General features: G+C 42.2%; 22 protein-coding genes, 3 tRNA genes and 3 rRNA genes. 26 read left to right on the top strand and 2 right to left on the bottom strand.

All coding sequences use genetic code 11. The features are described 5' to 3' along the window. Positions 1 to 2: 2 nt before the first annotated feature. The 13 genes from pssA to AAX10_RS07405 all read left to right on the top strand — a co-directional run bounded on the left by pssA (position 3) and on the right by AAX10_RS07405 (position 15399). On the top strand, positions 3 to 812 hold the full coding sequence (gene pssA, locus AAX10_RS07465) for a CDP-diacylglycerol--serine O-phosphatidyltransferase (protein ID WP_046698534.1): 810 nt from the start codon (positions 3 to 5) through the stop codon (positions 810 to 812). A gap of 67 nt (positions 813 to 879) precedes the next feature. Further along, complete coding sequence (locus AAX10_RS07460; RefSeq protein ID WP_149038878.1) at positions 880 to 1083, top strand: hypothetical protein; 204 nt, start codon at positions 880 to 882, stop codon at positions 1081 to 1083. 135 nt (positions 1084 to 1218) lie between these two features. Next, positions 1219 to 2148 (top strand): hypothetical protein, encoded by a 930-nt coding sequence (locus AAX10_RS07455; RefSeq protein ID WP_046700278.1) that lies wholly within the window; start codon positions 1219 to 1221, stop codon positions 2146 to 2148. Beyond that, positions 2135 to 6427: an Eco57I restriction-modification methylase domain-containing protein gene (locus AAX10_RS07450; protein ID WP_046700277.1), complete on the top strand. Its 4293-nt coding sequence runs from the start codon at positions 2135 to 2137 to the stop codon at positions 6425 to 6427. Before AAX10_RS07455 ends, AAX10_RS07450 begins: the two co-directional genes overlap by 14 nt. A gap of 536 nt (positions 6428 to 6963) precedes the next feature. Further along, positions 6964 to 8494 (top strand): 16S ribosomal RNA (locus AAX10_RS07445). 61 nt (positions 8495 to 8555) lie between these two features. Then, positions 8556 to 8632 (top strand) — tRNA-Ile (locus AAX10_RS07440). A gap of 9 nt (positions 8633 to 8641) precedes the next feature. Then, a tRNA-Ala gene (locus AAX10_RS07435) sits at positions 8642 to 8717 on the top strand. 258 nt (positions 8718 to 8975) lie between these two features. Next, a 23S ribosomal RNA gene (locus AAX10_RS07430) occupies positions 8976 to 11834 on the top strand. Positions 11835 to 11951: 117 nt separating this feature from the next. Continuing rightward, a 5S ribosomal RNA gene (gene rrf, locus AAX10_RS07425) occupies positions 11952 to 12065 on the top strand. The 16S, 23S and 5S rRNA genes sit together here with 2 tRNA genes alongside, the layout of an rRNA operon. Positions 12066 to 12121: 56 nt before the next feature. Next, positions 12122 to 12655 (top strand): GspH/FimT family pseudopilin, encoded by a 534-nt coding sequence (locus AAX10_RS07420; protein WP_046700276.1) that lies wholly within the window; start codon positions 12122 to 12124, stop codon positions 12653 to 12655. A 12-nt stretch (positions 12656 to 12667) separates the two neighbouring features. After that, the gene (locus tag AAX10_RS07415) at positions 12668 to 13696 is read left to right on the top strand and encodes a 5'-nucleotidase (RefSeq protein WP_046700275.1); all 1029 of its coding nucleotides are present in this window, start codon (positions 12668 to 12670) and stop codon (positions 13694 to 13696) included. An 81-nt stretch (positions 13697 to 13777) separates the two neighbouring features. Beyond that, on the top strand, positions 13778 to 14632 hold the full coding sequence (locus tag AAX10_RS07410; protein WP_080947109.1) for a TatD family hydrolase: 855 nt from the start codon (positions 13778 to 13780) through the stop codon (positions 14630 to 14632). Then, a complete protein-coding gene (locus AAX10_RS07405; protein ID WP_046700678.1) occupies positions 14632 to 15399 on the top strand; it encodes a tRNA threonylcarbamoyladenosine dehydratase in 768 nt (255 codons plus the stop codon). Before AAX10_RS07410 ends, AAX10_RS07405 begins: the two co-directional genes overlap by 1 nt. Positions 15400 to 15460: 61 nt before the next feature. Here the strand turns inward: AAX10_RS07405 and efp are convergent, their stop codons facing one another. Then, on the bottom strand, positions 15461 to 16030 hold the full coding sequence (gene efp / locus AAX10_RS07400; protein ID WP_036365360.1) for an elongation factor P: 570 nt from the start codon (positions 16028 to 16030) through the stop codon (positions 15461 to 15463). Between the two features lie 121 nt (positions 16031 to 16151). On the opposite strand from efp, the gene epmB reads away from it, so the two are divergent. The 13 genes from epmB (at position 16152) to lpxC (ending at position 25377) form a co-directional block, all read left to right on the top strand. After that, the gene (epmB, locus tag AAX10_RS07395) at positions 16152 to 17180 is read left to right on the top strand and encodes an EF-P beta-lysylation protein EpmB (RefSeq protein ID WP_046700274.1); all 1029 of its coding nucleotides are present in this window, start codon (positions 16152 to 16154) and stop codon (positions 17178 to 17180) included. A 54-nt stretch (positions 17181 to 17234) separates the two neighbouring features. Beyond that, positions 17235 to 17311 (top strand) — tRNA-Val (locus AAX10_RS07390). Between the two features lie 165 nt (positions 17312 to 17476). Beyond that, positions 17477 to 18664, top strand: coding sequence for a tyrosine-type recombinase/integrase (locus AAX10_RS07385; RefSeq protein WP_046700273.1), 1188 nt, complete (start codon positions 17477 to 17479; stop codon positions 18662 to 18664). 165 nt (positions 18665 to 18829) lie between these two features. Then, a complete protein-coding gene (locus tag AAX10_RS07380; RefSeq protein ID WP_046700272.1) occupies positions 18830 to 19876 on the top strand; it encodes an ATP-binding protein in 1047 nt (348 codons plus the stop codon). A 105-nt stretch (positions 19877 to 19981) separates the two neighbouring features. Then, positions 19982 to 20938, top strand: a complete 957-nt coding sequence (locus AAX10_RS07375) for a hypothetical protein (RefSeq protein ID WP_080947108.1) — start codon at positions 19982 to 19984, stop codon at positions 20936 to 20938. 171 nt (positions 20939 to 21109) lie between these two features. Beyond that, complete coding sequence (locus AAX10_RS07370) at positions 21110 to 21322, top strand: helix-turn-helix transcriptional regulator (protein ID WP_046700271.1); 213 nt, start codon at positions 21110 to 21112, stop codon at positions 21320 to 21322. Next, positions 21319 to 21585, top strand: a complete 267-nt coding sequence (locus tag AAX10_RS07365) for a hypothetical protein (protein WP_046700270.1) — start codon at positions 21319 to 21321, stop codon at positions 21583 to 21585. Before AAX10_RS07370 ends, AAX10_RS07365 begins: the two co-directional genes overlap by 4 nt. 127 nt (positions 21586 to 21712) lie before the next feature. Next, positions 21713 to 21901 (top strand): hypothetical protein, encoded by a 189-nt coding sequence (locus tag AAX10_RS07360; protein ID WP_046700269.1) that lies wholly within the window; start codon positions 21713 to 21715, stop codon positions 21899 to 21901. An 82-nt stretch (positions 21902 to 21983) separates the two neighbouring features. Then, on the top strand, positions 21984 to 22556 hold the full coding sequence (locus tag AAX10_RS10185) for a hypothetical protein (RefSeq protein ID WP_193550990.1): 573 nt from the start codon (positions 21984 to 21986) through the stop codon (positions 22554 to 22556). Next, a complete protein-coding gene (locus tag AAX10_RS07350; protein ID WP_046700267.1) occupies positions 22553 to 22780 on the top strand; it encodes a hypothetical protein in 228 nt (75 codons plus the stop codon). Before AAX10_RS10185 ends, AAX10_RS07350 begins: the two co-directional genes overlap by 4 nt. Then, on the top strand, positions 22777 to 22971 hold the full coding sequence (locus tag AAX10_RS07345; RefSeq protein WP_046700266.1) for a hypothetical protein: 195 nt from the start codon (positions 22777 to 22779) through the stop codon (positions 22969 to 22971). Before AAX10_RS07350 ends, AAX10_RS07345 begins: the two co-directional genes overlap by 4 nt. Next, entirely contained in the window at positions 22968 to 24476 is a 1509-nt protein-coding gene (locus tag AAX10_RS07340; protein WP_158580340.1) for a DUF3987 domain-containing protein, read from the top strand. The genes AAX10_RS07345 and AAX10_RS07340 overlap by 4 nt, the downstream gene beginning before the upstream one ends. Continuing rightward, on the top strand, positions 24466 to 25377 hold the full coding sequence (lpxC, locus tag AAX10_RS07335) for a UDP-3-O-acyl-N-acetylglucosamine deacetylase (protein WP_046700265.1): 912 nt from the start codon (positions 24466 to 24468) through the stop codon (positions 25375 to 25377). Before AAX10_RS07340 ends, lpxC begins: the two co-directional genes overlap by 11 nt. A gap of 351 nt (positions 25378 to 25728) precedes the next feature. Here lpxC and AAX10_RS07330 read toward each other — a convergent pair whose 3' ends face one another. Further along, positions 25729 to 26247 (bottom strand): DciA family protein, encoded by a 519-nt coding sequence (locus AAX10_RS07330; RefSeq protein ID WP_046698521.1) that lies wholly within the window; start codon positions 26245 to 26247, stop codon positions 25729 to 25731. Positions 26248 to 26331: the final 84 nt, after the last annotated feature.

Here is a 26331-nt window from a genome sequence, read left to right as displayed (position 1 = left end):
GTATGAAGAAGTCAGACAATCATCTAAATGACTTTGATGATGCAGGCGGCATCACTTTTGAAGTTGTTGAAAGTGAGGCCATTGATGGGCAACGACAAGTAAGAAAGGGCGTCTATCTCGTTCCTAATCTTATCACCACTGCATCTATGTTGTGTGCGTTTTTCTCCATCGTCGCTAGTAGTGAAGGTGCTTACTATAAGGCGGCTTTAGCAATTTTTCTGTCCGCTGTGCTTGATGGCATGGATGGGAGAGCTGCACGCATCTTAAATGCACAAAGCCCATTTGGTGAGCAGTTTGACAGTTTGGCGGATTGCATCGCGTTTGGACTTGCACCCGCAATGCTTGTTTATCAATTTGCCCTGCACGAGTTAGGACGCTTTGGTTTGGCGTGCGCTTTTGTGTTCACAGCTTGCGCGGCGTTTCGTTTGGCGCGTTTTAATGTGCAGATTGGCGAAGTTGACAAGAAGTACTTTATCGGATTGGCAAGTCCTTTGGCTGCCATTCTGTTGGCATCAAGTGTCATGGTTGCGATTGATCATGCCGATTGGTTGGGAAGCGTGGGCAATAATATCGGTGTGGCAGAATTTGTTTTTGCTGCATGGGTTGTGATCTGCGGATTACTCATGGTGAGTAATATTAAGTATTACTCCTTTAAGGAATTTGACCGCCAGAAAGTTCCGTTCGTGGCATTGATCATTGGGGTGCTTGTCATGGGTGCGGCGCTTTATGATCTGCCCGTGGGTATATTGGCGATTGGCATTATTTATGCACTGTCGGGTTTTTGGATGACATTCTTTGCCAAGAAGTCGTGATAAGTCTTGATGGTTGGGTATAATGAGTGTGTTTTGTTTGGTGATTTTACTATTGACAAGCGTTAAAATGATCGTATCCTACTTCAGCGTTCAGCGTTCAGCGTTCAGCGTTCAGCGTTCAGCGTTCAGCGTTCAGCGTTCAGCGTTCAGCGTTCAGCGTTCAGCGTTCAGCGTTCAGCGTTCAGCGTTCAGCGTTCAGCGTTCAGCGTTCAGCGTTCAGCGTTCAGCGTTCAGCGCTGAGCGCAGCGTTCAGCGTTCAGCGTTCAGCTAAATTATTCCTAAAATCCGTTAAAAGTCAATACCTTAACGGTTTAAATTTCCTATTTTCAAATAAAAGTCCGTCTTTGCACGGGCTTTTTTCGTGCCTAAAATTTACCCAAAATCTATCAAAAGAGGGCGGTGCAAAATGATGGGTACCGCCATTCAAAAACACCTTATTGATTTTTCTGTTGCTAATTTATCAGAAGACGATTTATATCAATATTCATCAGAAATCCTAGATACTTTATTAAGAGATAGAACGACTTCTTTTTATGCCAAAAAGAAGCGAAATATCATTTGGGCAAATAATAATTATTTAAAACTTGGCGAAAATTATGGAGCAACTTGCCAAATTACGCCCAATTTGATTACGGGTAAAATGGGGAATTTAATCGTACCACGAGCCTTAAAATCCAAAGAACAACAAAAAGAACGCACCAAATCTAAGGCGGAAGTATTTACGCCCAGTTGGGTTGTTAAAAAGCAAAATGACGCCTTAGATGAAAATTTTTTAAATGACGATTTAATCACCTATATATCAAGAACTTGGCTAGAAATTACTTGCGGAGAAGCGCCTTATATTGCTAATCGTTATGAAATGGCTACGGGTGAAATCATTGATTTAGATGAACGAGTTGGATTTTTGGATAGAAAATTACGCCGTATCAATCAAGAAATTAATAATAAGAAAAAATGGCAAGAATTTGCCAAAAAATCTTATCAAGCCAGTTTTGGCTTTGAATGGAATGGTGATTCTTTATTGCTGGCTCGTGAAAATCTGCTTTTAACTTATCGTGATTATTATGTGGACAAATGGGGTAGCGAACCAGAATATGAATTATTAAAGCAAATCGCTGAAATCATCAGTTATAACATTTTTCAAATGGATGGATTAACGCAATGCATTCCTTTAACGCAAAAAAGAGAAACGATTTTCAATCATCAAGCTGATTTATTTGATGATGTAAAACCGAAAATCGTCATGATTCATCAAGGTCAGCGTATCAAAATCAAAGATTGGAAAACACGAAAAATGGTATTTTTTGATGAGGAGTTATCAAATGAGCAGAACTGAAATTACAACTGCAAAAGCGATTTATCCACAAATCTATGCTTATACCTTGCCAACCGTAACAGATAAACAAGGTTGGGTAAAGATTGGCTATACAGAAAAATCAAGTGTGCATACTCGTATTAAAGAGCAGGTGCGAACAGTAGATTTGAGCTATGATTTATTATGGAGCGAAATTGCAAAATTGCATAATGATGAATATTTTACCGATCATCAATTGCACAGCTATTTAAGACGCCATAAAAATATTGAGAACAAAAAAGGCGAGCATAGAAGAACAGAATGGTTCTTCTATAATGGTACGCCCCAAAAAAGCTTGCAAGATTTTTATGATTTTGTGAGTGCAAATTATTCACAAGAAAATAATTCATCAGAATATGAATTACGCCAAGAGCAATTAGATGCGGTTAATAAAACTTTGGCTTATTTTAAAGATAATCCAAATGGCGAATTTTTGTGGAATGCCAAACCCAGATTTGGCAAGACTTTAACCACTTATGATTTAGCTTGTAAATTAAACGCCAAAAAAGTTTTAATTGTTACTAATCGTCCTGCGATTGCTAATTCTTGGTTTGATGATTTTGAAAAGTTTATTGCATGGCAAACGGATTTTGCTTTTGTTTCGACCAGCGATAGTTTAAAAGAACGCCCTGTTTTAAATCGTGAACAATTTCTTGACCAAATGACAAAGCCCAATGGCAAAAAGAGTATGATTGCTTTTATTTCTTTGCAAGATTTAAAAGGCTCAATCCATTTTGGTGGGCAATTTGATAAATTGGATTGGGTTAAAAAGCTCACTTGGGATTTGCTCGTTATTGATGAAGCCCATGAAGGTGTGGATACTCTCAAAACTGATGTCGCTTTTGATAATATCAATCGTGATTTTACATTACATTTATCAGGCACACCATTTAAAGCACTGGCAGGCGGGCAATTTTCTCAAGATGAAATTTATAATTGGACTTATGCCGATGAGCAATCCGCCAAATTAAATTGGGCTGATGATGAAGACAGTAATCCTTATGCGACTTTGCCGACTTTGAATTTATTCAGCTATCAAATGAGCCGAATGATTAGCGATAAAGTTAATCAAGGAGCGGATATTGGCGGTGATAATATAGATTTTGCTTTTGATTTGAATGAATTTTTTGCCACCGATGATAAAGGCAATTTCATTCATAAAAAAGAAGTAGAAAAATGGCTAAATACTTTAAGTCAAAATGAAAAATATCCATTTTCTACCAAAGAATTACGAGATGAAATCAAACATTCTTTTTGGCTGTTAAATCGTGTGGATGGTGCCAAGGCCTTAGCCAAATTATTAAAAAATCACCCTGTTTTCGAAAATTACAAAATCATTTTAGCGGTTGGCGATGGGCGTGGTGATGACAATGATATGATTAGCGGTAGAGCCCTAGACCGCGTAAAACAAGCCATTCAAGAAAACGACAAAACCATTACTTTATCGGTGGGACAATTAACCACAGGCATTACTATTCCAGAATGGACAGCCGTTTTAATGCTCTCTAATTTAAAATCGCCTGCTTTGTATATGCAAACAGCGTTTAGAGCACAAAATGCGTGGCAATATGAAAAAGATGGGCAATTCTATCAAAAGAAAAATGCCTATGTTTTTGATTTTGCACCTGAGCGTACGCTAACGATTTATGATGAATTTGCCAATAATTTATCGCTAAAAACTTCAAATGGTAATGGCACAACAGATGAAAGAGAAAATAACATCAAGGAGTTATTAAATTTCTTTCCCGTCATTGCCGAAGATAGCGAAGGCAAAATGGTGGAGCTTGATGTCAATCAAGTTTTGACCATTCCAAAAGTATTTAAAGCGACCGAAGTGGTAAAACGGGGCTTTATGAGTAATTTATTGTTCCAAAATATTTCAGGGATTTTTTCGGCTCAGTCTGACGAAGTCCGTGAAATCATAGAGCAATTTGAATATTATGACAATGGCAAAATCAATAAAGAAAAAACCAATACACCGATAGATACACAAGGCGTGCAGGTGGATAGTGACGGCTATGCGGTAGTGGATAATGAAATCGTGATTAACACGAATCATGCTCGTTTTGGTGAAAAAGTGTATGCCACTATTGAAACCCAAACTCAAGATATTATTCAAAACAATGAGTTAAATAATGAAAATTTAGCAAATACATTAACCAATATCATCACACAAAGCACGCAAAGTGCCTTTAAAGAGTTGGCAAAAGAAAATGGTTTGACCGAAAAATTTGCCGACAAAGTGGTTAAAGAACAAACTCAAACCTTTGAGTATGAAGTGCACAAAATTCAAAAACAAAGTGAAATTGAGCAAAATATTGCCAAAGCTCAATTTGAAAATGAATTAAAAACCGCCAAAACCGAGAACGAAAAACAGCAAATCCAAAATGATTATGAAGCCAAAACGCAAGTCATCAATCAAGATTTGCAAAATAAAATCAGCGAAACATTGAGTACAAAAGTCGCCGAATTTACCCAACACAGCACCGAAACCATTTTGCAAAAAGCCGAGCAAAATAAACAGAATAAAGTGGAAGATGATGTGCGTGGGCGGTTGCGTGGATTTAGTCGCACCATTCCGTCATTTTTGATGGCGTATGGCGATAAAAATACCACTTTGGCAAATTTTGATTCGCACATTTCGGATGCGGTATTTAAAGAAGTAACAGGCATTACGCTTGAACAATTTCGTGTATTAAGAGATAAACATCAATTTTTTGATGAGCAAGTTTTTGACAATGCGGTGCAGGAGTTTTTAAATAAACGCTTTGCCCTTGCTAATTATTTTGATGAACATCAAGTGGAAGATATTTTTGATTATATTCCTCCCCAACGCACCAATCAGATTTTTACGCCCAAAAAAGTCGTAAAAATGATGATGGATAAGTTTGAAGAAGAAAATCCTGATATTTTTAGTAACCCTAATCTAAAATTTGCTGATTTGTATATGAAATCAGGGCTTTATATTACCGAGATTGTCAAACGGCTTTATATGGGATTGGAAAATACATTCCCAAATCCAAAAGAAAGATTGAAGCATATTTTTGCCCATCAAGTCTATGGCTTTGCGCCGAGTGAGATTATTTATAATATCGCCAAAAACTTTATTTTGGGATTTGATGAAACCTTAGATTTTGAGCATTCGCATATTGTGCAATTGGATACCACGCCATACGCCAAAGGTGAATTAAATTTTAATGACAAATTAACTGAAATTTTTGGAAAAGCAATGAAATTTGATGTAATTGTGGGTAATCCGCCTTATCAAGATGAGAATATTGGGGATAATAACCAAGCGGTGCCTGTTTATCATTATTTTTATGAATTATCTGAAAAAATGAGCAATAAATATTGTCTCATTTCCCCAGCAAGATTTTTATCAAATCAAGGGGCAACTCCAAAATCTTGGAACAGCAAGATGTTGAATGATGAGCACGTTAGCGTTTTGTATTTCAATCCAAAAAGTGATGAAGTTTTTTTAAATACAGATATTAAGGGCGGTGTAGTTGTTATTTATCGTGATGTTAATAAAAATTTTGGTTCAATAGATACTTTTATTGCGTTTGATGAGTTGAGAAATATATTCAAAAAGGTTCGCAAAACTAGCAAAGAAACTATTAGTCATTTTGTTTATAGTCCAGATAGTTATAGATTTACAGATGATGTGTTTGTGGAAAATCCGAATCTTATTGGTAGAACAGACAAATCACATGCAAAAGCTGTCTCATCAAGTGTTTTTACTCGTTATCCTGAAATTTTCTTTGAGAAACAACCAAATAATCGTGAGGACTATGTTCAAATTTATGGTCGTTTAAATAATGAAAGGATTTATTTCTGGGTAAAAAGAAAATATATCGCTAATCACCCAAATTTAGACAGATGGAAAGTATTTGTTACGGGTGCAAATGGTACAGGAGCATTTGGTGAAATATTATCTACCCCTGTAATAGGAAAACCTTTCATTGGACATAACCAGACATTTGTTAGTTTGGGTAATTTTAAAACAGAATTTGAATCACAGGCATTACTTAAATATATCAAATCCAAATTTGGTAGAGCAATGTTGGGAATTATGAAAACTACTCAAAACAATCAATCAAAAAATACTTGGTCAAAAGTCCCCCTACAAGATTTTACCGCCGATTCTGATATTGATTGGTCTCAGTCCATTCGTGAGATTGATAAACAGCTTTATGCCAAATATGGGCTTTCTGATGAAGAGATTGACTTTATTGAGATTAAGGTTAGGGAGATGAGCTAGCAAGATAAATTTCTGAGTGCGTATGTATAAAAATATCTTAAAATCAACCACTTATAAAAATTTCATCATAAATTTTAAAATTTTTTCAAAAAAGTGTTTGACAGTCAAAAATAAATCTGTATAATACGCACTCATTCCAACGCAACCTAGTTGCAAAAAATAACAAAGCAAGTTGGTTAAAATATTTCAAAAAAAAGATTGACATCACAAAACAATGTGATAAAATGGTCAGCCTTGATTAATGATAATGATGCAGACGATGTATCATACACTATTTAAAATCCAAACTAAAGAACAACTTGTGTGGATTTTTGTCAATACAAGATAATTCAATAAATAATATATAAATATTCATTTATTAGTTATTAAGACAAAAATACTCAAAGTTAATTCATTTACACGATGAGCAGATGCTTGTTTCTTAATTTAATAAATTAAGTCATTAAGTATCAAATTTTGCTAGTAATATAATAAATGAGCCAAGTCCTAACTTATCTTAGTTTACTAAGATACTTAATAGGCATCTTAAAAAGATTAAACTGAAGAGTTTGATCATGGCTCAGATTGAACGCTGGCGGCAGGCTTAACACATGCAAGTCGAACGATGACTATCTAGCTTGCTAGATATGATTAGTGGCGAACGGGTGAGTAATGCTTAGGAATCTGCCTATTAGTGGGGGATAACCATCCGAAAGGATGGCTAATACCGCATACGTCTTACGAGAGAAAGGGGGCTTTTAGCTCTCGCTAATAGATGAGCCTAAGTCGGATTAGCTAGTTGGTGGGGTAAAGGCCTACCAAGGCGACGATCTGTAGCTGGTCTGAGAGGATGATCAGCCACACTGGGACTGAGACACGGCCCAGACTCCTACGGGAGGCAGCAGTGGGGAATATTGGACAATGGGCGAAAGCCTGATCCAGCCATGCCGCGTGTGTGAAGAAGGCCTTTTGGTTGTAAAGCACTTTAAGTGGGGAGGAAAAGCTTGTGGTTAATACCCACAAGCCCTGACGTTACCTACAGAATAAGCACCGGCTAACTCTGTGCCAGCAGCCGCGGTAATACAGAGGGTGCAAGCGTTAATCGGAATTACTGGGCGTAAAGCGAGCGTAGGTGGTCATTTAAGTCAGATGTGAAAGCCCCGGGCTTAACCTGGGAACTGCATCTGATACTGGGTGACTAGAGTAGGTGAGAGGGAAGTAGAATTCCAGGTGTAGCGGTGAAATGCGTAGAGATCTGGAGGAATACCGATGGCGAAGGCAGCTTCCTGGCATCATACTGACACTGAGGTTCGAAAGCGTGGGTAGCAAACAGGATTAGATACCCTGGTAGTCCACGCCGTAAACGATGTCTACCAGTCGTTGGGTCTTTTAAAGACTTAGTGACGCAGTTAACGCAATAAGTAGACCGCCTGGGGAGTACGGCCGCAAGGTTAAAACTCAAATGAATTGACGGGGGCCCGCACAAGCGGTGGAGCATGTGGTTTAATTCGATGCAACGCGAAGAACCTTACCTGGTCTTGACATAGTAGGAATCCTGCAGAGATGCGGGAGTGCCTTCGGGAATCTACATACAGGTGCTGCATGGCTGTCGTCAGCTCGTGTCGTGAGATGTTGGGTTAAGTCCCGCAACGAGCGCAACCCTTTTCCTTAGTTACCAGCGACTCGGTCGGGAACTCTAAGGATACTGCCAGTGACAAACTGGAGGAAGGCGGGGACGACGTCAAGTCATCATGGCCCTTACGACCAGGGCTACACACGTGCTACAATGGTTGGTACAAAGGGTTGCTACACAGCGATGTGATGCTAATCTCAAAAAGCCAATCGTAGTCCGGATTAGAGTCTGCAACTCGACTCTATGAAGTCGGAATCGCTAGTAATCGCAGATCAGAATGCTGCGGTGAATACGTTCCCGGGCCTTGTACACACCGCCCGTCACACCATGGGAGTTGATCTCACCAGAAGTGGGTAGCCTAACGCAAGAGGGCGCTCACCACGGTGGGGTCGATGACTGGGGTGAAGTCGTAACAAGGTAGCCGTAGGGGAACCTGCGGCTGGATCACCTCCTTAACGATATTATCTGATTGGCAAGAATTCACAACAAGTTGTTCTTTAGTAAGATGTTTAAAACGGGTCTATAGCTCAGTTGGTTAGAGCACCGTGTTGATAACGCGGGGGTCATAAGTTCAAGTCTTATTAGACCCACCATTAACAAATGGGGTTATAGCTCAGTTGGTAGAGCGCCTGCCTTGCACGCAGGAGGTCAGGAGTTCGACTCTCCTTAACTCCACCATTATTAAACATCAAAAGCATACATAAGCAATTTAAATAAGATTTCTTATTTATGCTTTAACTTTATAAACTGACGAAGTTTATATCACTATTTAACAACGTATATATGAGTCTGGGTTAATTATTTAATTCCAACAAATAATTAACCATGGTGATTGTACCCAATACAATCACCTAAAGTAAAGAGAACTGAATCAAGCGTAAACATAGGTGAATCGTTACACATTACCCATACATTAAAGACCCTTTGGGGTTGTATGGTCAAGTAATGAAGTGCACATGGTGGATGCCTTGGCAGTCAGAGGCGATGAAAGACGTGATAGCCTGCGATAAGCGTCGGTGAGGTGGCAATATCCTGTGACCCGGCGATTTCTGAATGGGGAAACCCAGCCAACATAAGTTGGCTATCCTAACCTTTGGTTAGGAGGCGAACCGGGAGAAGTGAAACATCTCAGTACCCCGAGGAAAAGACATCAATAGAGATTCCCCAAGTAGCGGCGAGCGAACGGGGAGTAGCCGATCAAACTTGTAGTAGCAAAATGGCGTGGGAAAGCCAACCATAGTAGGTGATAGTCCTGTATGCGAAACTGCAAATGCGACATATTAAGTAGGGCGAGACACGTGAAATCTTGTCTGAAGATGGGGGGACCATCCTCCAAGGCTAAATACTCCTGACTGACCGATAGTGAACCAGTACCGTGAGGGAAAGGCGAAAAGAACCCCTGTTAGGGGAGTGAAATAGAACCTGAAACCGTGTGCATACAAGCAGTCGGAGCCCACTTGTTGGGTGACGGCGTACCTTTTGTATAATGGGTCAGCGACTTATATTCTGTAGCAAGGTTAACCGTTTAGGGGAGCCGTAGGGAAACCGAGTCTTAATAGGGCGAATTAAGTTGCAGGGTATAGACCCGAAACCGAGTGATCTATCCATGAGCAGGTTGAAAGTGCCGTAACAGGCACCGGAGGACCGAACCCACTGTCGTTGAAAAGCCAGGGGATGACTTGTGGATAGGGGTGAAAGGCTAATCAAACTCGGTGATAGCTGGTTCTCCCCGAAAGCTATTTAGGTAGCGCCTCGGACGAACACCATTGGGGGTAGAGCACTGTTTCGGCTAGGGGGTCATCCCGACTTACCAAACCGATGCAAACTCCGAATACCGATGAGTGATATCCGGGAGACAGACGGCGGGTGCTAACGTCCGTCGTCAAGAGGGAAACAACCCAGACCGCCAGCTAAGGCCCCAAATTCCTAGTTAAGTGGGAAACGATGTGGGAAGGCACAGACAGCTAGGATGTTGGCTTAGAAGCAGCCATCATTTAAAGAAAGCGTAATAGCTCACTAGTCGAGTCGGCCTGCGCGGAAGATGTAACGGGGCTCAAACTAGGAGCCGAAGCTGCGGATTTAATTGTTTCAATTAAGTGGTAGGGGAGCGTTGTGTAAGCCTGTGAAGGTGTATCGTAAGGTATGCTGGAGGTATCACAAGAGCGAATGCTGACGTGAGTAACGACAAAACGGGTGAAAAGCCCGTTCGCCGGAAGACCAAGGGTTCCAGTCCAACGTTAATCGGGGCTGGGTGAGTCGACCCCTAAGGCGAGGCCGAAAGGCGTAGTCGATGGGAAATCGGTTAATATTCCGATACTTGTTTATGATGCGATGGAGGGACGGAGAAGGTTATGTCAGCCTGGCGTTGGTTGTCCAGGTGGAAGGATGTAGGTAGGTTTAGTAGGCAAATCCGCTAGACTATTACTGAGATCTGATAGCAAGCCAGTTTACTGGCGAAGTGGCAAATACCCTGCTTCCAGGAAAAGCTTCTAAGCGATAGTCATAAACAAATCGTACCCGAAACCGACACAGGTGGTCAGGTAGAGAATACCAAGGCGCTTGAGAGAACTCTGCTGAAGGAACTAGGCAAAATGGTACCGTAACTTCGGGAGAAGGTACGCTGCCGATGGTGATGGAACTTGCTTCCTGAGCTGTTGGCAGTCGCAGATACCAGGCTGCTGCAACTGTTTATTAAAAACACAGCACTCTGCAAACACGAAAGTGGACGTATAGGGTGTGATGCCTGCCCGGTGCTGGAAGGTTAATTGATGGGGTTAGCGTATGCGAAGCTCTTGATCGAAGCCCCAGTAAACGGCGGCCGTAACTATAACGGTCCTAAGGTAGCGAAATTCCTTGTCGGGTAAGTTCCGACCTGCACGAATGGCATAATGATGGCAGCGCTGTCTCCAGCAGAGACTCAGTGAAATCGAAATCGCAGTGAAGATGCTGTGTACCCGCGGCTAGACGGAAAGACCCCGTGAACCTTTACTACAGCTTTACATTGAACTTTGACCTAACTTGTGTAGGATAGGTGGGAGGCTTTGAAGTGGCGACGCCAGTTGCCATGGAGCCATCCTTGAAATACCACCCTGGTTATGTTGGGGTTCTAACTTGAGATTAACAGATCTAAGGACAATGTATGGTGGGTAGTTTGACTGGGGCGGTCTCCTCCTAAAGAGTAACGGAGGAGTACGAAGGTGCGCTCAGAACGGTCGGAAATCGTTCAAAGAGTATAAAGGCAAAAGCGCGCTTAACTGCGAGACCCACAAGTCGAGCAGGTACGAAAGTAGGTCTTAGTGATCCGGTGGTTCTGTATGGAAGGGCCATCGCTCAACGGATAAAAGGTACTCTGGGGATAACAGGCTGATACCGCCCAAGAGTTCATATCGACGGCGGTGTTTGGCACCTCGATGTCGGCTCATCTCATCCTGGGGCTGAAGCAGGTCCCAAGGGTATGGCTGTTCGCCATTTAAAGAGGTACGCGAGCTGGGTTTAGAACGTCGTGAGACAGTTCGGTCCCTATCTACCGTGGGCGTTGGAAATTTGAGAGGATCTGCTCCTAGTACGAGAGGACCAGAGTGGACGAACCTCTGGTGTTCCGGTTGTTTCGCCAGAAGCATCGCCGGGTAGCTACGTTCGGATGGGATAACCGCTGAAAGCATCTAAGCGGGAAGCCCACCTCAAGATAAGATTTCCCTAAAGAGCCGTTGTAGACTACGACGTTGATAGGTTGGGTGTGGAAGCATGGTGACATGTGTAGCTAACCAATACTAATTGCTCGTTTGGCTTGACCATACAACACCCAAGTGGTTTAGTATGAGATAAGTGTAAAGATTTTACCTAACAAGCTTGAATCAATCTTGAATAAAAACAAAACAACAGACTCATAAACAGCGTTGTTAATCCTTTTACGCTGACGACAATAGCAAGATGGAACCACCTGATCCCTTCCCGAACTCAGAAGTGAAACGTCTTAGCGCCGATGGTAGTGTGGTTCGCCCATGTGAGAGTAGGTCATCGTCAGCATTTTATTTATCCTAACCCCTGACTGAAAAGTTGGGGGTTTTAGGTATGGCGATATTATGATAAAAGCAGAATCTGGATTTACGTTCATTCAATTAATCGTTGTCCTATTGATTGTTTCTGTGTTACTATTTTTTGCTTACCCTATGATTCCCGCTCTGTTTGAGCGTATGGAATCACATACAACAAGGAAACACCTTCATGAAGCAATTCGCTTGGCAAAGATAGAGAGTTATTCAAGAGGTAAGGATGTTATCATTTGTGCTATGAATAGCGAGAATGAATGCAGTAGGAGTGCTCAAGAAAGATTTGTTGTCTTCGTAGATAATGATAGAGACAATAGATTAGGCGCCAAAGATTATATAATTAGCAGCGAATCTTTGTATTTAAAACATGGTATAATTAAAATGAATGCCTCATTATCACGCAATTATATGAAATTCATGGGTGATACGGGTAAGCCGCGTGGGAATTATGGCAATATCAAATATTGTACCTTATCCAAGAATAACAACAATAATTTTCAAATTGTCATCAATACACATGGTGTTGTGACTGAGAGACAAGGTCACTTATATCGTATAGAATGTTAGAAAGGGGATGGTATGGCGGTAGATTTTTCTCAGACTTTAATTGTGGCGATTTCGGCGACAGCCTTATTTGATTTGTCCGAAGCAGAAGCCAAACTGATTGAATTAACAAAAAAGGACGAAGAGACGGCTGCCAAGAAATTCCGTGAATATATGCATTTGCGCGAGAATGAACCTTTAAATCATGGAACGGGCTATCCGCTTATTAAGGCGCTTTTGAATTTAAATCGATATCAGGATGATAAGGAATATCATGATGAATCGCCCTTTGTTGAGGTGGTGATCGTTTCTAAATCTACGCCAGACATGGGCATACAGGTGCTTAATGCCATTCGCACACATGAGCTGGGCATCACTCGATCTGCTTTTATTTCTGGCGCTTCGGTGGCGGATTATATTAAGGATTTTGATGTTGACTTATTCTTAACGACCAATCGCGAAGACGCCCAGAAAGTGGCGGATGCGAACATTTGCGCTTGTGCGATTCTTGATGCGACTTCGATCGATACGTCAGAGCTTGACACTGAGCAGCTTCGCATCGCCTTTGATGGGGATGCTGTGTTATTTGATGAGGCGGGTGAGCTGGTGTTTAAGCAGCAAGGATTGCAGGCATTTCACCATCATGAGAATGAGATGGCTGACTTGCCGATGGAGAAAGGCCCTTATGCGGATTTTCTTATTAAGCTATCTAAGCTACAAAATAAATTACCCAATGAGACCGAAGATGCGGTGCATAATCCGATCCGTATTGCCTTGGTTACTGCCAGAAATGCACCTGCTGACATGCGAGCGATTAAGACGCTGCGTGAATGGGGTGTGAGTGTTGATGTGGCTTTTTTCTTGGGTGGTCTAAATAAGACGAAGGTACTGCAAACCTTTGCACCGCATATCTTCTTTGATGACTCAATTAAGCACATCGACGCTGCGCGTAATGTTGTGCCGTCCGCACTGGTGCCATATCATTCGACTTCATTGTTGAATGATATGTCGCAGCATTTGGATGAGCAGGTATTTAAGCCCATTAAAAAACGCAAGAAACCATGAAGAAATCAACATTGTTCAAACTGGCCCTCGCTGCAGCTTTATTGATACTGCCGAGACGTAGCAGCTCAAAAAAGCCGCAACATGACGATTAGACTTATTGATACGCACACGCATTTTGACGTGCCTGAGTATGATGAACATCGCATGTTGATGACTGAACGTGCTCATGAACAGGGCATTAGGCATCTGGTGTTGATTGGTTTTTTGGCGAAATATTTTCATCAGATGGTAAAAGTCAAATCCCAAATGGCGGATTTTGCCAAGAGCAGCCACCAAGGCATTCAGGCTCATTTGGCGTTCGGACTTCATCCTTTGTACATCATGGAGCAGTCGGATTCTGACCTGATGTTGCTTGATGATTTTATTAGGAAGTACAGCAGTATCGCTATTGCTGAGATTGGTCTAGATACTTATCCAAAAACCTTGACGCAGTCAGATATTTTTGAAAAGCAAAAGCGGTTTTTTATTGAGCAAATTCATCTTGCCAAACACCATGATTTGCCGATTTTATTACATATTCGCAAAGCGCACGCTCAAGTCCTGCAGATTTTAAAAGATCATAAATACCGCGCCAGCGTTCAGGGTGGTATCGCTCATAGTTTTAGTGGCGGCGAACAAGAGGCTTTAGCTTTTGTGAAGATGGGATTTAAGCTTGGTATTACGGGGCAAATCACCAACCCCAATGCTAAGAAATTACGCAATTCTGTGATGAGTGTGTTTAAGCGATATGGCGCTGAGGCATTCGTGATTGAGACGGACTGCCCCGACATGATGCCGGTGCCTTGCCAGCACTTGGGCACGTCCAATGAACCTGCTAATTTGGTGTATGTGCTTGATGAGTTGGCGACGATGTTTGATATGGATAAAGAGAATTTGGCTAGGCAGCTATGGCAGAACAGCAATGAGGCGCTGCACCAAAATTGGGTATATGAATGATGAATGACATGTTAACCGCTCGACGATTCACTGGTACGCGAACGCTTTATGGCGATGGATTTGAGAAATTTATCAATGCTCACGTTTATGTGGTTGGTGTTGGTGGCGTGGGCTCTTGGGCAGCAGAAGGTCTGGCAAGAACAGGGGTGGGGGAGATTACGTTGGTCGATCTGGATGTATTGGTTGAGAGTAACATCAACCGCCAGCTGCCTGCCTTAGATGGTACGCTTGGAGAGTCGAAGATTGAGGTAATGGCGGCACGACTTAGGCAAATCAATCCTAACCTTGAGCTGAATCTGGTTGATGATTTTTTGACCGTAGATAACGTTCAGCAGATTCTACCCAATAAAGAAGAGGCAGTAGCCCTGGCTGCTCAAGGTAAAAATGTAATCGTGTTAGACTGTGTCGATGACATGAATGCCAAGCTTGCTTTGGCGCTGCATTGCCGATTTAATAAAATTAAGCTCATCGTCTCTGGTGGGGCGGGTGGTAAAATTAACCCAACGCAAATCAAAGTTGACGATCTCACAGACGTAACCCAAGATCCATTATTGGCAAAATTAAGAAACAAACTCAAAGAAAAAAATATTAGCCAATCAAAAGGCAAATTCGGTATCAAATGCGTCTATTCAACCGAACAATTAAAAATGGCAACAGCGTGTGAAAGCGGTCTGAATTGTGGTGGTTACGGCTCAGCAGTCGCAGTTACGTCTGTGGTGGGCATGGTGATGGTGTCAGAATGCCTAAGATTGATTGCTAAGCAATAGCATTAAGCACAAAAAATCCCCAATGAAGCATTGGGGATTTTTTATGGGTGTGCATCACATATTACACGCGTGATAGGTATTCGCCAGTACGAGTATCGACTTTTACGATTTCGTCTTGTTGTACGAATAGTGGTACACGCACCACCGCGCCAGTCTCTAGACGTGCAGGTTTGCCGCCACCACCAGAGGTGTCGCCACGCAGACCTGGATCGGTTTCTACAATTTGTAGCTCAACGAAGTTTGGTGGGGTAACGCTTAGCGGTGCGCCATTGAATAGAGTGATGGTGCAAAGTGCGTTTGAGTTCTCTTTTAGCCATTGTGCTGCATCGCCCATGGCGTTCTTGTCAGCTTGCATTTGCTCGAAAGTCTCAGGGTGCATGAAGTGCCAGAACTCACCATCGTTGTATAGATAGTTCATTTCGGTATCTAGTACGTCAGCACCTTCTAGGCTGTCGCCAGATTTGAAGGTTTGTTCTAAAACTTTACCTGTCTTTAGGTTGCGAAGTTTAACACGGTTAAAGGCTTGACCTTTACCAGGTTTAACGTATTCGTTCTCGATGATTGAGCATGGGTTGCCGTCAAGCATGACTTTTAGGCCAGCTTTAAAATCATTGGTAGAATAACTTGCCATGATGATTACCTTTAAAAAAGAAAAATAAATTTTGGCGAAAGTGCGATATAATACCCAGCATTTCGCAAATGTCGCTAAACAGCACATTATATATAGTTTTGTTGAATATTGTCAAAAGATAATGAATGATTTTTCAAAAATATTGACCATTGATGTTGATTCTGCTTACGGTGATTGGCAAAGTGAATTGGCTGACGGTGTTTCGGATGTGGCTGAATTGTGTGATTTGCTTGAGATAGAGTTTCCAGATGCGCCTTATCAGCCTAAGGGTTTTGGGCTAAGAGTGCCGCGAGCCTTTATTCAAAAGATGACAAAAGGTGATCCAAGTGATCCGCTGCTGCTGCAGGTTCTGCCAGACATCAAAGAAACTGTGGCAAGCGCTGGCTATACTGCCGATCCTCTACAAGAGAATGAGCAAAACCCAATCAAGGGTCTGCTGCATAAATACAAAAACCGTGTGCTGATTACCACAACGGGGGCGTGTGCGGTGCATTGTCGTTATTGTTTCCGTCAGCATTTTGACTACCATGCGAACATGCCAAGCATTCAAGAGATCGCTCGTATTGCCGACTATGTGGCAAGCTGCCCAGATGTTGATGAGATGATCTTTAGTGGTGGCGATCCGCTGAATTTAAATCATAGACGCCTAACAGCTTGGTTCGATGCCATAAACGCCATCCCAAACGTCAAGACCATCCGCATTCATACACGTCTGCCTGTGGTGCTACCCAATCGTGTGGATGATGAACTGCTAAGCCTGCTAAAATCTTCACCAAAAAGCATCGTCATGGTGTTGCATATTAATCATGCCAATGAGATTGATGAATCTCTTAAGCAAAAATGCCGCGAACTCAGAGAATCCGGCGTTGTCTTATTAAATCAGACGGTTCTGCTAAAGGGTGTGAATGATCACGCTCAGACGTTGATTGAGCTTAGTCATGCGTTATTTGATGCGGGGATTTTACCTTATTATTTACACGTGTTGGATAAAGTTCAGGGGGCGGCGCATTTTGATTTGCTGATTGAGCGTGCGATTGAGATTTATTGGCAGATGCTCGAGAGTCTGTCGGGTTATCTGGTGCCCAAACTGGTGCAAGAGCTGCCCAATAGACCGTATAAGACACCGATTAATATCCATGCTTTGGATTGAACTTAAAAAAAATACTTGCAAAATTTCAAAACTTTGTTAAAATAGCAGCACTTTAGGCGTATAGCTCAGTTGGTTAGAGCACCACCTTGACATGGTGGGGGTCGATGGTTCGAGTCCGTTTACGCCTACCAAACAACAATCCAGGGCTATCCACAATCGTGCGATAGCCCTTTATTTTTCAAGGTTTAAAGCCTTTTTGTTGTCTTTTGTAGTCTATGGCTATCTATTGAAATCTATGTTTTTTGTTGGTATATTTGTTGGTATAAAAATCCTTATACCAACAAACAAGGCAAATCATGCTAACAGATACCGCCATAAAACGGTTAAAGCCGTCCACTGATTGCACCCCAAATAAGCCTGATAAGCATTCAGACGGCAACGGCTTACAATTAATAGTAAGACCAACAGGAACAAAAGTTTGGTTGGTTGCCTATCGCTATCATGGCAGACAAACTAATATCACTTTAGGGCGTTATCCTACAATTAGCCTACAACAAGCACGCCTACAAGCCTTAGAGATAAAACAGAAGTTAGCACAAGGTATAGACCCTAAGACCGCTAAGCCTAATACGGTGCTATTTGGCGATATAGCGAACGAATACCACACCCAAAGAGACCGTAACAACCCAATCAATAAGGGTAAATACACCGTATCAAAAGTTACGCACAAAAAGGATTTGAGCCAATATAATAATGACATTGCCCCACATATCGCCCATTTGGACATAAACGCTGTTACGCCTGTGATGATACTAGATATTGCCAAACGCATTGAAAAGCGTGGAGCGTATGACATGGCAAAACGAGCCATTAGGCAAATAGGGGCAATATTCCGCCATGCTAGGGATAAGGGGCTATATGACCGCCTACCGCCAACAGACGGGCTGGAAAAACGCCTAACCAAACGAAAACAAGAACACTTTGCGCGCCTAGAATTTCACGAATTACCCCAATTCTTTTCCCATGTTCATCATTCCACTTGTGAACCGCTTACAAAACTTGCCTTTAAATTTATTTGCCTGACCTTTGTGCGCACCATAGAAATGCGCTTTATGCAATGGGCGGAAATTGATTGGGATAACTACCTTTGGCGAATACCGCCCGAGCGCATGAAAATGGGTAAGCCCCATATCGTACCACTTGCCCCACAAGCCATAGAGATTTTACACCAAATTAAGGCAATGGGGCTAAGTGATGAATTTGTGTTTTATAACCCCAAAACCAAAAAGCCCGTTAGTGAGAATTTTCTAACACAGGCGTTAAAGCGTTTGGGCTATCAAGGGCGAATGACGGGACACGGGTTTAGGGGCATTGCCAGCACCAAATTACATGAATTGCAATACAATCATGAGTGTATAGAATTACAATTAGCCCACGCCAAAGCGGATAAAGTCAGCATGGCATACAATGGGGCGGAACACTTGCCCTACCGCGTGCAGATGATGAAAGAATGGGCAAAGCTGATAGAACACGCTTGTCAATGAGCCACTAAAACAAAAAGCCCCAGTTTGGAGCTTTTTTTATATCATTTGCAAATCCCCAAAATAGGTTATTCAAATTTGAATTATCGCAATTTAGATGGTTTTAGATTGCTAAAAACTAATTAGTTTGCTATCATCTAAGACAATCTAAGACTACCTAAGCCCCCCATGAAAGACATTTGGCATTACCCCCGCACCGCCCTAGCCGAGCAGGTTTTAAGCCTTTTTAATAGCGGTTTATCCCATGCCCTAACCTTTTTTGCCCCAAGACGAAAGGGCAAGACCGAATTTTTGTTAAAAGACATTACGCCCCTTGCCAAAGAGTATGATTACAAGGTGTTTTATTTTAGCTTTTTGGATAATGGCGAGAATGTAGAAAAACGCTTTATTTATGAGCTTAACGCCTTTTGCCAGGGCAAGATAGCCAAAAGCCTAAGCCACCTATCAAGCGTGGAGATACAAGGCTTTAAAGCCGAATTACAGGCATTGGGCAATGATGACCTACTACACAGCCTAAACGCCCTAGCAGGGCAGGGCAAGCCCATATTACTGCTACTAGACGAGATACAGGCATTAGCAGGGGCAAGCCATTACCCCATCATAGCCAGTTTACGCACCGCCTTAGATACCAATAAGGATAAAATTAAAGTCATCTTTACAGGTTCAAGCCGTGAGCAGTTACGGCTTATGTTTTCATCAAGCACCGCCCCATTTTTTCATTATGGGCAAAATTTAACTTTTCCTGATTTGGATAAGGCATTCACCGACCATTTGGCGGGCGTGTTTTATCACACCACTAAAAGGGATTTGGATAATAATGGGCTATGGAGTGCGTTTGTTGCTATGAACAAAAGCCCACAAATGGCTAGGGCATTGATTGAACGCATGGCACTAAATCCCATGCTAGACATTACAACCGCCAAAGATGAGCTGTTGGACGAGATACAGGTAAGCCAAGATTATTCGGTTATCTATCACGATTTAACCGCCATAGGGCAATACCTATTAACCCACATTGCCACAGGGCAAGGCGAGCTATACAGCCAAACCACCAAAGACAAATTAACCGAGCATTTGGGCGTGGATATTGGCAATCAGCACATACAATCCGCCATACGTTCGCTATCTAAAAAGGGCTTGTTATTCAAGGTTGGTAATGGCGTGTATGAGATTGACGATATATTCTTTAAAGAGTGGTTATTAAATCACGGTTAATCAGTTTTGCAAGGCTAGGAGTAATTACCCGAACAGCGGTTATTTTTCATACCTTAGACCGCCACGCCTTGCACTTTTATTTGGTAAGGTATGGTAAGGTATGAAATGGCAATTTATGATTTTAAAGAGTTTTTGGATATAGAAGACGTTGCAGAATATTTGGCGGATAAGGGCATAGGAAATTTTAATACAAACAACCCCCGAAACTGTTACAAACTTCATAATTTTCTAAAAGAATTGGTGGTAAGCGGAAAATTAAATTTGGTTTTTCGTTATTATGGCAGGGTTAATTTATATGATGAAAATTTTATGAATGACCCAAGACCTTTTTCAGAAAAAATAGATATTTTTAGAAATCCTGAAAGTTTAACACTGCTTTTTGATGATGACATGCTAGGGGATTGGCTATCCAAAAGCACGCTTTATAATCAAGGTAATAATTATCGGCATGATTTTTACATAGATAATAGGCATTATTTCAGACCCTATGAATTATTTGAATATGAGTGCAATGCGTCCGATAGCCGAGAACGTCCATCTTTTATATTGCTTGATGATAATAATAGGGGTTGGGCTGGTGTTGAGCCATTATTTCCAAAAGCCCAATTAGACACTATTTTTAATCAGCCATCAAAAGCCGACCTGGAAAATAAAATTTCTATGCTTGAGCAACGGGCAAAGATGACAAACGATAATTATAAATCAATTGAATTTAGAACGGGTGGTGTAGATACTTGTATTTATATTGATGATTTGCATGACAAGATAACCGCCAAAGATGACATCATAGCGGAACAAGCCAAACAGATTGCAGAGTTACAAAAACAGCTTGAACAAAAGCTTGCCATGCAAAACAGCACGCCTGCTGATGTGGAAAAACCAATTTACACCAACACCGCATTAACCGCCTTGTTTGATGTGATGAATACCTATTGGCAAAATCCCGAACAGCCGCCAAAACAAGAATTTATCAAACAATGGATAGTTGAAAAATATCCCAGTATTGACCCAAGCAAAGCGTTATGGATTGATAAAATTATACGCCATCAAGACCAAAAATAAACTTTTACCGTTACCCCTTGCAAGCCTTGATTTGCAAGGGATTTTTATTGCCCAAAGCTACCGTAACACTATCGTAACGGTGCGAACCGTAACCCATTATGGTATTGCCATAACGGTATATCCACCCCCTACAATACGTCCTAAATCCACCGCAATTTAGGAGCGTATCACATGAACCAAAGCAATTCACAAGCCAGCCTACCCAAAGACGGCATGAGCCGATTAGCCCAGCTATTGCCATTCTTGCCAATCGGTAAAAGCACTGTTTGGGCATGGGTAAAACAAGGCAAATTCCCCCAGCCAATCAAACTAAGCCCCACCGTGACCGTATGGCGTAACAGCGATATTCATACATGGTTAAACAACCAACAGGGGGAAGCATGAGCCAGCGCAAAGCCATTTTTGATTATCTGATGACGGGGCAGACCCTAGACAATCAAAAAGCCTACAAGCTTTTTAATATGTTTTGCCTACCCCAGCGCGTTAGCGACTTACGGTTAATCTATGGCATACCCGTTCAAAGTTGCTTGATTAACCTACCAAATGGTACGCGGTTTTCATCATATTGGCTGGAACGTGATTATATTGCCAAAGTTAAGGCGGGCGAGATTGAAAGCGTTTGGGGCGCAAATCTTGCCACGCCTTAAAATCCAAGCAAGGCATTTAACTGGCGCAATGAGAAACCACCCCATGACGGTAATTTTGCGAGCAGTATCGGGGGAGTTTACCAAGTGCTAAAAACAACCCAAACACCAATAAACAGGAGAATAAACCATGTTATCAGACTATCTAAATAAACTATCTGATGATTTAACCACCAGCCAAACCGTGCTTAAACAAATCAGCCAAGCCAGCAATAACAGCCGTGTATCAAATGCGCTGGATAAAATCGCCAACAGGCTAGAAGTTCACGCCAGCCAAATCCAAAAGCTGGCAGACCACGCCAGCACCCAAAAAAAGTAGGCATAAAAAAACGCCCCTAACCATTCACTAGGAGCGATAAAAACCAACGTTTTTTAATTCGATATTGCAGGTAAATTATATCATGAAATTAAATAATGAAATACTGGCAAACCGTGAATTTATTTCACTTGCCAAAGTAGCGGGCGTGATTGATAATACCGCCACTACTAAACACATATCGGTAAAGCCAAACCGCCATACATTGGCTATTTTTACGCCTACACATTCCACAGGTGTAAATCTATCGTCATTACAAGATACTTGCACAGTATCATCAGTTTATGGCGGGTTGATAGGGGTAAATACAAAACCGAAAGGAAATAGCCCCAGCCGTATATGTGCGGTAGTTGAGACCCGCCACCCTATTAATGGGGTGGTATCACTAACTAAACACATAGGAGCGTCAATCATGACCGCAAACGCCATTTTATCCCATTCCCTAGCCGTCCTTACTGCTGAATATGAGCATTATAACGCCATGCACGCCAATAATCCGTATATGGGTTATGCAGACCGTGCAAACGCCATTTATAACGCCATACAAGCCCTAAAACAGCACGCCAGCCAATCAGACAGCACAAACACCCAGCCCAAGCACCAAAACGCCTTACAGCGCATTTGGGGCGCATTAGTAAGCTTTGGGGGTGTAAGATGATTAGCAATGTTATCTATTTGGTTCAATGCAAAGAACTAGGCATTTTTAAAGAATTTACAGACTTTGACACCGCCCACACGTTCGCTACCCAGCTTAAACAAGATTATCCAGAAGTTAGCATTGGGCGATTTAAATACACAATGTTTACTGATGAATGGGACGCCAGCACAAGCCCAATAATGCACGGTTACGCTTTGGGCGTGATAGATGGGGGGCGAGAATGAACACACAAGACAAATTGGCATTGGTTAGACAAACAGCCGAAGAAATAGCAGTAGGCATAGAGACATTGCAGGAGCTTGCCAAAGAATTGCCCCAATACCCATTAGAGGTTGCAAATGATGAAAGCGTGATAAGAGTCCATGACTTGTTGAGTGAACTGATATGGGATATGGAAGAATGGGGGCGAGAATGAGCAATCACAATCTATTAATCTATGACACTTTGCCAGCACCCAAAGGCAATGAGAGCCTTACCCATGACGATTTACATCATTTGCCATTTGAGCGGGTAAGGCGTTATGACCATGATGGCGGTTTTGATTTGGTATTCCCTATGATTAACCCAGCGGGGGAAATAGATAACCTTATTTGCTATCCGAGCACCGAACAACGCCCACACATGGCAAGAGACTATCAAAATCATGCTTGCCTAATGCCCGCCAATCAAAAATCGCTTGACGGGGAAGTTGTCTTGGCGGTTATTGGGATAGATAACGCTTATAAATTATCATTGCAAACGCTTGGCGGTAAGTCGGTTAAAGTCTTAACCTTGCCCAGCTTTGCAGGTGGTTGTTTTGCCCAAATGGTAAAAGCCCACCGCCCACAATACGCCTTGACCACCCACGACCAATCAGACTTGATAGATAGATTGGCAAGCATTGTAGGCGTGGAAGTCATCAGCACCATTGCAGACGTTAGCACAGCACTAGAAAGCCAATCACTTGATGAACTGCTATCAGATGAAACCAACACCCAACGCCATACACAAGCATGGGGCGAAGTAAAACCGCTTAGCGTGGGTGTTGAGCGGTGCAACCCTTACCCAGTGCAAGCCTTTGGGAATTTACAAAGCGTAGTTGAGAAAATCGCTTGGTATAGCCAAACACCGCACAGCATGGCAGGGCAAAGCGTATTAGGGGCGTTATCCACCATTGGGCAAATTTTTGTTAATGCCCCTATGGGTTACGAGCATAAGCCCGCAAGCTTGTTTTTGCTTACCCAAGCCCCATCAGGCGCAGGTAAAACACAAGTTAACCGCTTAGCCTATAAAGCCATTTATGAGCATAGCCAGCGCATTTATGAGCAGTTTATCCAAGACGTGCAAGAATGGCAAAATGCCAAAGAAAACCTAAAGGGCAAGGAGAAAGCGGATTATTTAAATTTTCATCATGAACCAGTTAATAACGCCCCTATCATTAAAGACGCTACAACAGAGATTATTTTGGATAGGTTTATTAGTGGTACGGTAAAGAACCAATCATGGGCAACCAGTGAAGCGGGGCAATTCTTTGGGGGTTATAGCCTAAAAGCTGATACAGTGGGTAACTCATTATCAAGTTTTACCACGCTTTGGAGTGAGGGGGAAGCCAGTCGCATGAGAAAGACCAACGCCAAGAACGGCAATTATAAAACCAGTGCGTATGATTGTCGTTTAACGCTTGATTTGAGCGGACAACAAATTATTATTGCCAGCGCAATGAATGACCCATTATTAAATGAGCAAGGCATTTTAGCACGCTGTTTATTGTCTTGTGAGCCGTCATTTATCGGTAGTCGTGATTGGTGTAGTGCACAGCGAATGAACGCCAATCCTTATAATGATGAAGCAATTACATGGGCGATAGATGACAAAATTGCGACTAAGTGGTACACTATTTGCAATATAATTTGTAACATTTGGAATAAACATGGTATATGAGCGCACCCTTGCGAACGAGATAACAGCAACCGGCATCGGACTGCACAGCGGTAAAGAAGTCAGTTTGATGCTTGTGCCTGCTGACGTTGGCACGGGCATCGTCTTTGAGCGTACGGATTTGGGCGGCGCGCGCATTCCCATGAGTGCCAATTTGGTGCAGGATACGATGATGTCATCGAATCTGGTGCAAGGCGATGCACGTGTTGGCACGGTAGAGCATCTGCTATCAGCGGTGGCGGCCTGTGGTCTAGATAATCTAATCATCAAGGTCGATGCGCCTGAGATTCCCATCATGGATGGCTCGGCAGCGCCTTTTTTATATCTCATCCATGAAGCAGGCATCAAAGAGCAAAATAAAGCCAAGCAATTCATCAAAATCCTAAAACCTGTACGCGTTGAAGATGGTGACAAATGGGCGCAGTTTACACCTTATAATGATGGGTTTTTGATGGATTTTGAAATTGACTTTAATCACGAAGCGATCAAATCCACCGACCAAAAAACCACACTTGACTTTAATACAGCGAATTTTGCTCGTGAAGTTGGGCAGGCGCGCACCTTTGGATTCCTAAAAGATCTTGAGTATCTACGTGAGCGTAATTTGGCATTGGGTGGCAGCCTTGATAATGCTGTGGTGCTCGATGACACGTCCGTGATGAACGAAGGCGGTCTAAGATACCCTAATGAATTTGTCCGTCACAAGATGCTTGATGCGGTGGGTGATTTATTTGTGATCGGACATCCGATTTTGGCGCACTTTTCGGCGTATAAATCAGGTCACGCGGTCAATAATATGCTCATTCGTGCGGTGTTGGCTGACGAAAGTAGCTATGAAATTGTAAATTTTTGTAACAGAAAGGACGCGCCAATCGAGTATTTAGAGCCGATTATTTCTGTTTGATTTAAGCAATAAATAGCTTCTAGTACTTCACCAAGTAAGGCGCTGGCAAATCTTAAGCAAGGTTTGGCGAAGTTTTCATAAATGAGTCACTAACAATTGTTAAAATCAAAAACCCATCTGATGTTTTGAACAGATGGGTTTTATTTTCGGTGGTCAATCTTTGAGATTATCAAGCGTTACGCAGGGGTGTTAATTTTTATCAGCCGATAGGGCGGGGCGGAAGACTTAATTTGCAAATAACATTTTTTCTCATTTAACTATAAAAAATCTGACAAAGTTTTACAAAACTTTACAATGAAATAACTATTGCGGTAATATTTGACCTACACACTACAATGAACGTATGTTTACTCAATTATCTTTGGTTAGGCGCAGCAGGGCTTGTTTTAATTGATCATCATGGATGACAGTCGAGGCAGTTTGGGTTATAATACGCTTCGTGTTTTCGCTTAAGGTTTTTTTTGAACTGGTTTGGCGAGAGTCTGATTGGATGGGTTTTGGTGTGACAATCACCCGAAACTCCTCTAAATAACAAAATTGCTCATCATAGGCGCGTAAAGCCTGAACAAAATTTGCAGTAAGATAGCGCAGATGATTAGCAGCCGTAGATGATGACAGAGCCACCGTAAGGCGATGTCGATCAGCGTGAGCGACGGTACAGTCTTGTAGCATTTCTTGGGGTAGCAGCGGTTTTAGCGCTTGCTGTACTAAAGCGGTGCAAGAGTGCAAATGCTCTAACTGATTCACCAGATGGGCAGGAAGTTTCATTCCAGCCGCCGCTTGTTTCTCAAGTTGGCTTGCCAGATGGTTAGGTTGGTTGTTCTTTAAGAATAAATCATCTACATGATCGAAATTTTTTAAATCAGACATATCTCACCTTAACAACGAAAAAGCCATGGACATGGTGTCCAGCAGAGCAAGTGTATCATGCCTTATGATCAGATTACCAACCAA

Source organism: Moraxella bovoculi (genome assembly GCF_000988745.2).
GTDB classification, from domain to species: domain Bacteria; phylum Pseudomonadota; class Gammaproteobacteria; order Pseudomonadales; family Moraxellaceae; genus Moraxella; species Moraxella bovoculi.
The sequence above is the reverse complement of the archived record's forward strand: the minus strand, read 5'-3'. Positions and strand labels throughout refer to the sequence as shown.

What these genes read in the sequence shown, in the direction of transcription:
- pssA (WP_046698534.1), top strand. Translation starts at nt 3, where the DNA reads ATGAAGAAGTCAGACAATCATCTAAATGACTTTGATGATGCAGGCGGC.
- AAX10_RS07460 (WP_149038878.1), top strand. Translation starts at nt 880, where the DNA reads ATGATCGTATCCTACTTCAGCGTTCAGCGTTCAGCGTTCAGCGTTCAG.
- AAX10_RS07455 (WP_046700278.1), top strand. Translation starts at nt 1,219, where the DNA reads ATGATGGGTACCGCCATTCAAAAACACCTTATTGATTTTTCTGTTGCT.
- AAX10_RS07450 (WP_046700277.1), top strand. Translation starts at nt 2,135, where the DNA reads ATGAGCAGAACTGAAATTACAACTGCAAAAGCGATTTATCCACAAATC.
- AAX10_RS07420 (WP_046700276.1), top strand. Translation starts at nt 12,122, where the DNA reads ATGATAAAAGCAGAATCTGGATTTACGTTCATTCAATTAATCGTTGTC.
- AAX10_RS07415 (WP_046700275.1), top strand. Translation starts at nt 12,668, where the DNA reads ATGGCGGTAGATTTTTCTCAGACTTTAATTGTGGCGATTTCGGCGACA.
- AAX10_RS07410 (WP_080947109.1), top strand. Translation starts at nt 13,778, where the DNA reads ATGACGATTAGACTTATTGATACGCACACGCATTTTGACGTGCCTGAG.
- AAX10_RS07405 (WP_046700678.1), top strand. Translation starts at nt 14,632, where the DNA reads ATGAATGACATGTTAACCGCTCGACGATTCACTGGTACGCGAACGCTT.
- efp (WP_036365360.1), bottom strand. Translation starts at nt 16,030, where the DNA reads ATGGCAAGTTATTCTACCAATGATTTTAAAGCTGGCCTAAAAGTCATG.
- epmB (WP_046700274.1), top strand. Translation starts at nt 16,152, where the DNA reads ATGAATGATTTTTCAAAAATATTGACCATTGATGTTGATTCTGCTTAC.
- AAX10_RS07385 (WP_046700273.1), top strand. Translation starts at nt 17,477, where the DNA reads ATGCTAACAGATACCGCCATAAAACGGTTAAAGCCGTCCACTGATTGC.
- AAX10_RS07380 (WP_046700272.1), top strand. Translation starts at nt 18,830, where the DNA reads ATGAAAGACATTTGGCATTACCCCCGCACCGCCCTAGCCGAGCAGGTT.
- AAX10_RS07375 (WP_080947108.1), top strand. Translation starts at nt 19,982, where the DNA reads ATGGCAATTTATGATTTTAAAGAGTTTTTGGATATAGAAGACGTTGCA.
- AAX10_RS07370 (WP_046700271.1), top strand. Translation starts at nt 21,110, where the DNA reads ATGAACCAAAGCAATTCACAAGCCAGCCTACCCAAAGACGGCATGAGC.
- AAX10_RS07365 (WP_046700270.1), top strand. Translation starts at nt 21,319, where the DNA reads ATGAGCCAGCGCAAAGCCATTTTTGATTATCTGATGACGGGGCAGACC.
- AAX10_RS07360 (WP_046700269.1), top strand. Translation starts at nt 21,713, where the DNA reads ATGTTATCAGACTATCTAAATAAACTATCTGATGATTTAACCACCAGC.
- AAX10_RS10185 (WP_193550990.1), top strand. Translation starts at nt 21,984, where the DNA reads ATGAAATTAAATAATGAAATACTGGCAAACCGTGAATTTATTTCACTT.
- AAX10_RS07350 (WP_046700267.1), top strand. Translation starts at nt 22,553, where the DNA reads ATGATTAGCAATGTTATCTATTTGGTTCAATGCAAAGAACTAGGCATT.
- AAX10_RS07345 (WP_046700266.1), top strand. Translation starts at nt 22,777, where the DNA reads ATGAACACACAAGACAAATTGGCATTGGTTAGACAAACAGCCGAAGAA.
- AAX10_RS07340 (WP_158580340.1), top strand. Translation starts at nt 22,968, where the DNA reads ATGAGCAATCACAATCTATTAATCTATGACACTTTGCCAGCACCCAAA.
- lpxC (WP_046700265.1), top strand. Translation starts at nt 24,466, where the DNA reads ATGGTATATGAGCGCACCCTTGCGAACGAGATAACAGCAACCGGCATC.
- AAX10_RS07330 (WP_046698521.1), bottom strand. Translation starts at nt 26,247, where the DNA reads ATGTCTGATTTAAAAAATTTCGATCATGTAGATGATTTATTCTTAAAG.